Raw genomic sequence first — 319 nt, 5'->3', positions numbered from 1 at the left:
ACTCTGCCACGTACACCTTCCATGCGCCTCGATGGCAAACGTGCCCTCGTGACGGGTGCGTCGTCTGGAATCGGTCAAGCCTGTGCCGTTGCCTTGGCCTATGCTGGCGCGCATGTGGTTTGTGCCGCGCGGGGCGTTGAAAAACTATCGGCCACGGTAGATGAAATGGCCAGCAATGGTTGGTCGGCGGAAACGCTGTTGTTGGACCTGTCCGACCTTGAGGCCACGAAGGCCGCAGTGGACGCGCAAGACACATTTGATATCGTCGTGAATTCAGCTGGGTTGGCCCGCCACTCGCCCGCCTTGGACACAACACCCG

1 protein-coding gene is annotated in these 319 nt (G+C 60.5%); it reads left to right on the top strand.

Annotation, left to right across the window (positions count from 1 at the left end):
* Positions 1 to 319, top strand: a 319-nt coding sequence (locus AB9F29_RS21780; RefSeq protein ID WP_369757233.1) for an SDR family NAD(P)-dependent oxidoreductase, incomplete at both ends; no start/stop codon positions are given.

Origin of the sequence: Falsihalocynthiibacter sp. S25ZX9, from assembly GCF_041205405.1 — a bacterium.
GTDB classification, from domain to species: Bacteria; Pseudomonadota; Alphaproteobacteria; order Rhodobacterales; family Rhodobacteraceae; genus Falsihalocynthiibacter; species Falsihalocynthiibacter arcticus.
The sequence above is the reverse complement of the archived record's forward strand: the minus strand, read 5'-3'. Positions and strand labels throughout refer to the sequence as shown.